Below are 9997 nucleotides of genomic sequence, written 5' to 3'. Positions count from 1 at the left end.
TTGATGGACAAGGAAACCCGCTCCGCCATCGAACGCGCCACCCAGCGGGCGCGCAAGCTGCTCGAAGCCGACTTCAGCGAGCAGATCGAGGGCACGTACGACGTCCTCCGGTCCGGGGCGATCCCGAAGGCGGCCGGCGCGCATCTCGGACCACGGCAGCGGGTCCTGCGGGAGAAGATCCTCGCCTCTATCGCGCACAAGACGGCCGCGGGGATGAAGCCGGCCGAAGCCGTCGCCGACTACCTGCGGGACGCCGCGTTCACCACGCTCAACCGCTTCGTCGCGCTCAAGATGCTGGAGGCGCGCGGGCTGGTGCAGGAGTGCGTCTCCAAGGGCGATCAATCGAGCGGCTACCACAGGGAGTTCTGTGGTCTCGCGCCGGGCGTGGCGCTCCTACCGGACGGGGCCGGCTACCGGCTCTATCTTGAGTGCATCTTCGACGAGTTGTCGACCGAGGTGAAGGTCCTCTTCGATCGACGGGATCCGGCCTCGGTGCTCTGGCCGCGGCGGCAGGCACTCACCGTTCTGCTCGAGGTGCTGAACGGGCCCGATCTCGCCGGGGTGTGGCGGGAGGACGAGACCATCGGTTGGGTGTACCAGTACTTCAACTCCAAAGAAGAGCGCGCCGCGATGCGGGAAACCAAGCAAGGTGGATCGCAGGCGCCGCATAATAGCCGTGAACTGGCGGTCCGCAACCAGTTCTTCACCCCGCGGTACGTGGTGCAGTTCCTGACCGACAACACGCTCGGGCGCATCTGGTACCAGATGCGGCAGGCCGAGACAGTGTTGAAGGAGCGTTGCGAGTACCTGGTCCGGCAGCCCATGGAGGTCTTCCTGGGGGAATGGCCGGAACGCCAGGGCAACCAGGATTTGCCAGACTGGCTCGCCGCGACTTACGAAGGGGATTTCGCCAAGCTGCCCGAAGAGCTGCCCTGGGGCGCGACGGCGAAGCTGGCGCACGTCATCAACGGCTACGAGGTGGCGCCTGCAATCGGGCTCGGGGATTGCGGTGAGCTCGCGAACCGGAAGTCCGAGGAGTACAAGCAGGCGGGGATCTGGACCGGGAACGCGGCTGAGCTGTGGTGCTGCCTGTTCTTCGAGCACCGCCGGTATAGGCACTTCGGCCACGACCCCGAGGGCGAGGCGCTCGACGGGCTGGGCGCGCTCTACAAGTCGCTGCGTGCGCGGCTGAACGAAGAGCCGGCGTCGCAGGAAGACGCGTTGAAGCAGCCGGTGTTCGTACGGCACCGGCCGATGAAGGATCCGCGGGATCTGAAGATCCTCGATCCGGCGTGCGGATCGGGACACTTCCTCCTCTATGCCTTCGACCTGCTCACGACGATCTACGAGGAAGCGTGGTGCGGCGGTCGTATCTCCTCTCCGGTGTCGGAAGCGACGGGCAAGACGCTACGGGAGGACTACGCGGACGAGGCGGCCCTGCGCCGCGCAATCCCGGAGCTGATCCTGCAGCACAACCTGCACGGCGTGGACATTGATCCCCGGTGCGTTCAGATCGCGCAGTTGGCCCTTTGGATGCGCGCCCAGCGCGCCTTTCATGAAGCGGGCCTCTCGCGTGCCGAGCGGTCGCGGATCCGCAAGACGAACATCGTACTCGCCGAGCCGATGCCGGGCGAGGAGGACATGCGCCGGGAGTTCACGACGCGGCTCAGGGACAAGGCACTCGCGGAGCTGTTCGACAGGCTCGTGGAGCGGATGCAGCTCGCGGGAGATATGGGACTGCTTCTCCGGGTCGAGGAGCTGGTAAGGACGAGTGTGAAGACGGGGGAGACGGGGAACCTGTTCGCGCCAGCCGAGGAGCGTATCAGGGCTGCGCTCCAGCGCTTCGCCGAGGAGGCTGCGGTGCAGCAGCGTACTGCGCGGCGGCTGTTCGCGGAAGACACGCTTTCGGGGCTCGGACTGATCGATGTGGCGGAGAAGAAGTATGATGTGGTGCTGATGAACCCGCCGTTCGGCGCGGGGAGCGTAGGCGCCAAGAAGGAGTTGGAGGCGACGTATTTGTGCAGCAAGAACGATATGTACGCTGCCTTTGTGGAGCGCGGCACCGAGTTGGCACATCGGCAGGGGATGCTTGGCGCAATCACCTCGCGTACGGGTTACTTTGTCTCATCCTTGACGGCGTGGCGTAAGGAGATCTTGCTCGGCCGAACCCAGATTTTGACGTTCGCTGATCTTGGCAACGGTGTTCTTGACGGTGCAATGGTTGAGACGGCAGCCATTTGCCTGGAGAGGCTGTGAAAGGCACCTTCTTCAAAGTCACGTCGATGAACGACAAGGCGTCTGCGTTGAGGTGCGCTGCCCGGGCCGAATCTCGCGACCGATTCAGTGTTAACCCTCGTGAATTCGCGTCGCTGCCGGGCGCGCCCTTCGCGTACTGGGTCTCGGCAAAACTTCGCAAGATGTTCATCGCAACCCCACCCTTCGAAGCAGGCGGCAAAGCCGCAAAGCAGGGACTCGCCACCACGGATGATTTCCGATTCGTACGTTGTTGGTGGGAAATCGATGCGTGCTGCGCGCGAGCGGCGAGGTGGTTTCCATTTTCGAAGGGTGGCGAGGTCACTCCGTATTACGGCGACCTTCATCTGGTGGTCGATTGGTTCCGCGGTGGAGCCCAATCGTGGGCAATTTATCAGATGCACCATAAGCGCGTCGGTGGAATTATCAAGAATCCGAGCTTCTACGGACAGCCTGGCCTAACATACTCTCTTCGTGGCGCACGATTTAGGCCCCGCATTCTTCCCAAGGGCTCGATTTTTAGCGTCCGCGGCTCTGCGATTTTTCTTCCTGCGTCTGCTCTTGCGCATCTCGCGTTCCTGAATTCATCGTGCTTTGACTATCTACTTAAGCTGTTACTGGGGCGAGACGAGTTTCCGCAATTTGACATGGGCGACATCAACATGACTCCGGTACCGGAGTTTCAACTGGAGGACGAGCGGCGTCTGAGCGCGTTGGGAGCGCGGGGTTGGAGCTTGGTACGGATGGCACAACTCACCAATGAGATCAGCCATGCATTTATTCTCCCTAGGCAAATCCTAAATAGATTCGTCAGGATTGATCCTAGGACCAGCGACGCCGAACTCGAACAGTTGCAGCGGGAGATCGACGAGATTGCGTTCCGACTTTACGGCGTTGATGGCTGCGATCGCGACACCATCGACTCGGCGGCCACGCGTTCAGAGACTCTCGCGTCACTCCAAGAGGAGGATGGTGACGGTGATGCCGGACCCGCCTCAGGAGACCTGGGCACCGAAACGGACGATTTGATGTCTTGGGCCGCCGGTATCGTTTTTGGTCGTTTCGAGATCCGCCTCGCAAATGGTGAGCGTACCATCCCGCCCGATCCCGACCCGTTTGACCCGCTCCCTACGCATAGCCCCGGCATGCTGGTCGAGCCTTATCCCGGGTGGTGCATCGGCACCCTTACCGCTCCTCCTGCCTGCCTTGTCGACGATCCCGGTCATGCTAACGACATCACCGCCGCGCTGCGTGTCGTTTACGACCACGTCGACCTCGACGCACCCGAACCCGAGAGCATCCGTCGCACCCTCGCGCGCGACTTCTTCACCGATCACATTAAGCGCTATTCCAAGAGTCGCCGCAAAGCCCCCATCTATTGGCAGCTCGCTACTTCTAGCGCTTCCTACTCCGTCTGGCTCTATTACCATCGCTTCTCCCGCGACACCCTCTACACCGTACAAAACGACTATCTCGCCCCCAAGCTCCGCCACGAGGAGAGCAAGCTCGAATCCCTCCGTCATGAAGCCGAACAATCTCCTACTTCCGCTACGCGCAAGGCCCTCGCCGCCCAAGAGATTTTCGTCGACGAACTGCGTACCTTCCTCGACGAGGTGAAGCGCGTCGCGCCGCTCTGGGACCCGAATCTGGATGACGGAGTCATCATCAACTTCGCCCCTCTCTGGCGACTCGTCCCGCAGCACCGTGCCTGGCAGAAGGAGTGCAAAGACTGCTGGGATAGTCTCTGCGCCGGTGAGTACGACTGGGCGCACCTGTCCATGAATTTCTGGCCGGAGCGCGTCATTCCGAAATGCCGGGAAGACCGGAGCCTTGCCATCGCCCACGGCCTCGAAGACCTGCTCTGGGTGCAGGACTTCGACGACAAGTGGCGCTCGCGCCGAGGGCTCGTCGACACCATCGCGCACGTCGTCGACCGTCATTACTCGCCGGCGATGCAGGCGGCGGTTTCGGCCGTGCGCGCGTTCTGGAAGCAGCGCTTCGCCGATGCGGGCTGCAGCGACGCACAGTGGTGGATGGAGCTCGAGGCGGGCATGCACGACGACGTTCCGGTCGCGCTCGCGTTGTGGCCCGGAAGGGTTCTGGAGAAAGCGACCAAGGATCCAACGATCGCACGCGCGCACAACCTCGTGGTGGCACCATCTCTCCCCGCGGTCACCGCGGCAGGCCCGGGCAAGCGTCGAAAGGCACGAGAAAAGCACATCCCGCTGCTCACCTCGGCGGAGCTCTCGACGCTGGCCGCATTTTGCTGCGAGCTCGAAGGCCAGCCTTCGTGGGCGGCGCGCTGGCGGGCTTGGGATGCGGGCGCCTTCGATGATCGATCGCCGCTCGCGCTGCACGTTCGCACGAACGCCGTCGTTCATCAGGCTGCGGAGCACCACGCGGTCGCGCTGACCTTCGGGCTGGAACGCTGGTTCTGGATCGAGACGAGCGATGGAATTCGCCGGCTTCGGGAGCCCGAGGAGGAGCTGAGGCAGGCGATCGCTCAGCGCGAATCGGTTACAGTGAAGGCGGCCCTGAAGAGCCTGCTCGAAGCTCCGACGCCCGGGGCGGGTGGAGCACTACGTGGCGGCGGTCGGCGCAGGCGCGGGGATGCGGGATGATGCGTCAAGGCAAGCTGCGCGCAGGAGACACGTGATGCACCCGCTCCACAAGTACATCGCCAAGCAGATCGCGAGCCGTCTCGATGCCCGCCGCGTCGTGGTCCTGTACGATCCGCGCTTCGAGCTCGTACCCTTCGTCCGCGAGCTGCGGGGCGCGGAGCCCTCTGCGCGGCCCTCACCGGTTTGCGTGGGCGGAGTCGACGCGCACCTCGTCGAGCATGCCGGCTCGCTCTTCGAGGTTCGTTTCGCGGTGGAGCCGCTCGTCGCCGGGGACGAGCCGGAGAAGGTGTTGATCTACCTGGCCGGTGTCACGCGCGACCACAATGGATCCGTGTTCATGGAACTGGAAAAGGCCGGTGTCTCCTACGAGCCATCCCTGAAGCAGCTCGCACGGAGCGTGCTGCGCGAGCGCTACACGGATGGCATCATCGACGACATCCTGCGGCCCGACCGCGTCACCTACGAGGACCTTGTGCGAGCTCTCTCGGACAAGCGAGGCTCGGAGCCGCCGAGCGTACTTAAGGCCATCTTCCACGAGCACTCCGGCTTCGCCGCGTTGATCGCGGCCTGGGTGGCGAGCGACGCGCGCGACAGTGAAATTGAGACCAAGGAGGCGAAGCGCGAGCTGGTGAAGCTCCTGCGCGTGAAGCTCGGGCTGACGCTCGGCGAGGGCGAGCCACTCGCGAAGCTACGAAAGATCGTTCAGCGCCACGTGCTGGCGTGCGAGTTCCGCGCCGATCTCCGGTGCCCCCCGCCCTCTACGCTGGACAGCGTCCCGGCGCCGGCGAACGAGACGCTCGATGCTGTGCAAAAGGTCACGCGCCGTCTCCGCGCCGCGCACGAGGACACTTATGCGGGCATCGCTGACGAAGTAGAGAAGGAGCTTGGTCTTGCGTCGGCACAGCTTCCGGCAGCTGCGCTCGGCTCGACGGACACCTTCCGCTTCGAGGAGCGCGCACTGCTCCAACACGCGGGAGAGCTGATTGCGGCCGGCAAGTATACCGAGGCGCTCGCCATCATCGGAGAGCGCGAGGGCAGCTACTGGCTCGTTCGCGACGTGGCGCGCAAGACCCATTGGGAGGCGTGCCGGCGCATGGCCGATCTCGGGACCATCGCCGCGGAAGTGCGCGCCGCCGCCCGGGACGAGGCACGAAAAGGCGCGATGGGCGTGCAGGGCTGGGTCGAGCGGTACGCCACGAAGAACGGCTGGCAGCGCCTCGACCAGGCGCAGCGGCGGCTTGAAGCATGGGTGAGCACGCTAACGGAAGAGCCCGACGAGCGCCCCCTGGGCCTGGTTCGACGGGCGTACGACGACGCGTGCGCGGCACTGGCGGACGGCTTCTCACAGGCGCTGGCGGCAGCGCAGTGGTCGGTGCCAGGGATCTTGCACCAGACGCGGATTCATGCCGATGTCGTCGCTCACCAGCCGAGCCCGGTGGCTTATTTCCTGGTGGACGCGATGCGGTTCGAGATGGGCATCGAGCTGGCGGAGCGCCTACCAGCGAGCGCCGAGGTGATCACGCGTTCGGCCATCGCAGCGCTCCCGTCTATTACCCCGGTGGGGATGGCGGCGCTCCTGCCCGGGGCATCGAGCAGCTTCAGCGTCGTCGAGCAGGGAGGCAAGCTCGGGGCGAAGATCGACGATTCCTTCCTGCCCGACCTGGCGAGCCGGAAGAAGCTCGCTCTGGCCCGCGCGCCCGGCATGATCGATATCAGCCTCGACGACGTCCTGAACATGCCGCCGAGCAAGCTCGCGAAGAAGGTCGAGGGGGCGCCGCTCGTGATCGTGCGCTCCCAGGAGATCGATCATGCGGGTGAGGCCGGGTTCACCTCGCAGGCGCGCCTCGTGATGAACAATGTGATTGACAACCTCCGCCGCGCCATCCGCAAGCTGGCGGGGGCGGGCATCGAGCACGCGGTCGTCACGGCGGATCACGGGCACATCTTCTCCACCGAGCGAGACGAGTCGATGCGCATCGACTCGCCCGGCGGACAGGCCGTGGAGCAGCACCGGCGCTGCTGGATCGGGCGGGGTGGGTCGACGCCGTACGGCTCCCGCCGGGCCCGAGGAGCAGAGCTCGGTTACGAGTCCGACCTCGATTTCGTGTTCCCGACCGGCGCGGGCGTGTTCAAAGGTGGCGGGGATCTGGCCTTCCACCACGGCGGCACCAGCCTTCAGGAGATGGTCATCCCGGTGGTGACGGTGCGCCTCAAGCTGAAGCCGTCGAACCGCCCCACCGCCGGGCCGATCTCCGTGACCGACGTACCCGAGGCCGTGACGAACCGCATCTTCCGCGCGACGCTCCACCTCGGGGGGAAGAACCTCGATCTGTTCGGGAGCACCTCGATGTCGGTCCGCCCGCTCCTCGTGCACGACGGGAAGCAGGTCGGCAAGGTGGGCATGGTCACCGACGCGGAGCTCGAGCGCGCGGGCGACTGCGTGAAGCTCGCTGCCAGCAAGCCCGCGACCGTCTTCTTTTTGCTGAGCGACGACACGGTTCCCTCGCTGCGCGTGATCGTGCAGGATCCGATCACCGACGCCGAGCTGTGGCGATCGCCGATCATCCCCGTGAAGTTGATGACATAGGTCTCCCATGAGCAACGACGCCCCTGCCCGCGACGCACTCGACGACAAGGTCAACCGGCTCTTCGCGGGGAAAGTCGTGCGCAAGGATCTGGTGCGCAAGGTCAAGGTCGGCGCCAACGTCCCCGTCTTCGTGCTCGAGTTCCTGCTCGGCAAGTACTGTGCGTCCTCCGACGAGATCGCGATCCAGATGGGGATGCAGGTCGTCAACGACACGCTCGCGAACAACTACATCCGGCCGGACGAGTCGGTGAAGGCGCAGAGCAAGGTGAAGGAGAACGGCAAATACTCCTTCATCGACAAGGTGAAGGTCCGGCTCGTCGACTCTGACTACTGGGCCGAGGCGTCCAACTTCGGCAATAAGTACCTCCACATCCCCACTCCGTACGTGCGCGACTACGAGCGCCTGCTCACCGGCGGTGTGTGGGCGCAGCTCGATCTGCGCTTCGAATACGACGAGGAGACGAAGGGTAAGAACCCCTTCTGGATCGACAAGCTCACGCCCATCCAGATTGCCAGCTTCGACCTCGAGGACTACCGGCGCGTGCGCCGCGAGTTCACCACCGACGAGTGGATCGACTTCATGCTCCGCAGCATGGGCTACGAGCCGGCGGAGATGTCGCGCCGCCTCAAGATGCTCTTCCTGGTGCGGCTCATCCCGCTGGCCGAGCGCAACTTCAACCTCGTCGAGCTCGGCCCTCGCGGAACGGGCAAGAGCTACGTGATCCAGGAGATATCGCCCTACGCTGCGCTGCTCACCGGCGGGACGACGGTGGCGAACCTCTTCGGCCACATGACCGGGAGGCAGAAGGGCATGGTGCAGATCTGGGACGTCGTCGGCTTCGACGAGGTCGCCGACCTTCAGAAGATGCCGAAGGAGGTCATCACCACCATGAAGACCTACTGCGAGTCCGGCACCTTCCAGCGCGGGCAGGAGGCCGTTGCCGGCGACGCGAGCATCGCGATGTTCGGCAACACGAACCAGCCGATCGACGTCATGGTGCAGACCGGCCACCTGTTCGCGCCGATGCCCGACGTGATCCGCGACGACATGGCGTTCATCGATCGCCTGCACTTCTACCTCCCCGGCTGGGAGATCCCGAAGATGCGGAACGACATGTTCACGAACCACTACGGGTTCGTGGTCGACTTCCTCGCCGAGGCCCTCCGCGAGATGCGGAAGCACAACTTCACCGAGGTGCTCGATCGCCACTTCTCGCTGGGCGCCCACTTAAACGCGCGCGATCGCAAGGCCGTGCGCAAGACTGTGTCGGGCCTGATGAAGATCCTCTTCCCGCACGGCGAGGTGGCTCCGGCAGAACTCGCCGAGGTGCTTGAGCTCGCGCTGGAAGGCCGGCGCCGCGTGAAGGAGCAGCTCAAGAAGATGGGCTCCTTCGAGTACTACCACACGTCCTTCAGTTACACGTCCCAGGAGAGCGGCGAGGAGCGCTTCGTCGGCGTACCCGAGCAAGGCGGCCGCGACCTCATCTCCGGTGATCCTCTCGCGCCAGGGACGGTATACACCGCCGGCGTGACGTCGGACGGTACCGTCGGGCTATACCGCGTCGAGGTGTCGGTCTCGAGCGGCACCGGGAAGCTGAAGACCGCGGGGGGCGTGGCCGGCGCCATGAAGGAGTCGGTCCAGCGGGCGTTCAGCTTCCTGCAGGCCAAGAAGAGCGAGCTCGGGATCGCGCGGGATCTCGACACGTCCGACATCCACGTCGAGGTCATCGACCTCCTCGGGAACCGCGTGGAGGCCGAGGTCGGCGTGGCGTTCTTCGTGGCCGTCTACTCAGCCCTGCGCCGCGCGCCCGTCAGCCCCGGGCTCCTCGTGCTCGGCGACATGAGCGTGCAGGGGAACATCAAGCCGGTCCGGTCACTTGTGGAGCCGCTCCAGGTCGCAAAGGACAACGGGGCGAAGCGGGCGCTGATTCCGATCGAGAACAAGCGGAGCTTCCTCGAGGTGAACGCGGACGTGGTGGAGCACGTGGACCCGGTGTTCTATGGGGATCCGAAGACAGCGGCGATGAAGGTACTGGGAGGACCGTGACAGCTCCCGAGTAGGGTGGGGCGACGAGAGAACGGCGTCGCACCGGAGCTTGAACCGAGGCTCACTGGTGGAGTGATGCATGAGGATCACAGAAGATGCGCTTCAAGCCAGCCACAAGTGCCTCAAGCCGAACTACGGGGCAAGAGTACTTCGCGCTGCACTATCTCTGCAATGAATTCGGCCTCCCCGAGCCAGCCGCGGCAGCGCAAGTCGCCTTTAATGACTATGGGATCGATGCGTTCCACGTCGCCGCGGCGCGGCGCAAGAAGAAGCTCGTCGAGCGCGAGCTGATGGACCACGTTGTCGGCGACCTGGGGACGGACAACAGCTGACGCCGACCGCGATGACGGGTGCGTTCTCGGCGCCGGCACAGGAGCTCCGCGTCGCGCCGGAGTCGGCGGTCCACCGATGATGGCCATCACGAGGCCGCCAGCGGCGCACGCCTTAGGGATGGCCATCACCCTTCTTCGACGCCAACCGAGCACGCCC

Annotated in this window: 5 protein-coding genes; all 5 read left to right on the top strand. The window is 64.7% G+C overall.

Annotated elements, in window-relative coordinates:
- Window positions 1-3 precede the first annotated feature (3 nt).
- On the top strand, window positions 4-2256 hold the full coding sequence (locus WMF11_RS17780) for an Eco57I restriction-modification methylase domain-containing protein (RefSeq protein WP_437978280.1): 2253 nt from the start codon (window positions 4-6) through the stop codon (window positions 2254-2256).
- Complete coding sequence (locus WMF11_RS17775) at window positions 2253-4874, top strand: hypothetical protein (protein WP_437978279.1); 2622 nt, start codon at window positions 2253-2255, stop codon at window positions 4872-4874. The genes WMF11_RS17780 and WMF11_RS17775 overlap by 4 nt, the downstream gene beginning before the upstream one ends.
- Window positions 4875-4908: 34 nt before the next feature.
- The gene (locus tag WMF11_RS17770) at window positions 4909-7461 is read left to right on the top strand and encodes a PglZ domain-containing protein (RefSeq protein WP_437978278.1); all 2553 of its coding nucleotides are present in this window, start codon (window positions 4909-4911) and stop codon (window positions 7459-7461) included.
- 7 nt (window positions 7462-7468) lie between these two features.
- Entirely contained in the window at window positions 7469-9508 is a 2040-nt protein-coding gene (brxL, locus tag WMF11_RS17765) for a protease Lon-related BREX system protein BrxL (RefSeq protein ID WP_437978277.1), read from the top strand.
- Window positions 9509-9603: 95 nt separating this feature from the next.
- The gene (locus WMF11_RS17760) at window positions 9604-9840 is read left to right on the top strand and encodes a hypothetical protein (protein WP_437978276.1); all 237 of its coding nucleotides are present in this window, start codon (window positions 9604-9606) and stop codon (window positions 9838-9840) included.
- The last annotated feature ends 157 nt before the right edge of the window (window positions 9841-9997 follow it).

The sequence above is a fragment of the Sorangium sp. So ce295 genome (assembly GCF_051527405.1).
GTDB lineage: Bacteria > Myxococcota_A > Polyangia > Polyangiales > Polyangiaceae > Sorangium > Sorangium cellulosum_B.
This window is presented reverse-complemented; position numbering and strand designations above follow the sequence as displayed.

Coding starts and splice junctions, on each gene's coding strand:
- WMF11_RS17780 (WP_437978280.1), top strand. CDS start 4: ATGGACAAGGAAACCCGCTCCGCCATCGAACGCGCCACCCAGCGGGCG.
- WMF11_RS17770 (WP_437978278.1), top strand. CDS start 4,909: ATGCACCCGCTCCACAAGTACATCGCCAAGCAGATCGCGAGCCGTCTC.
- brxL (WP_437978277.1), top strand. CDS start 7,469: ATGAGCAACGACGCCCCTGCCCGCGACGCACTCGACGACAAGGTCAAC.
- WMF11_RS17760 (WP_437978276.1), top strand. CDS start 9,604: ATGCGCTTCAAGCCAGCCACAAGTGCCTCAAGCCGAACTACGGGGCAA.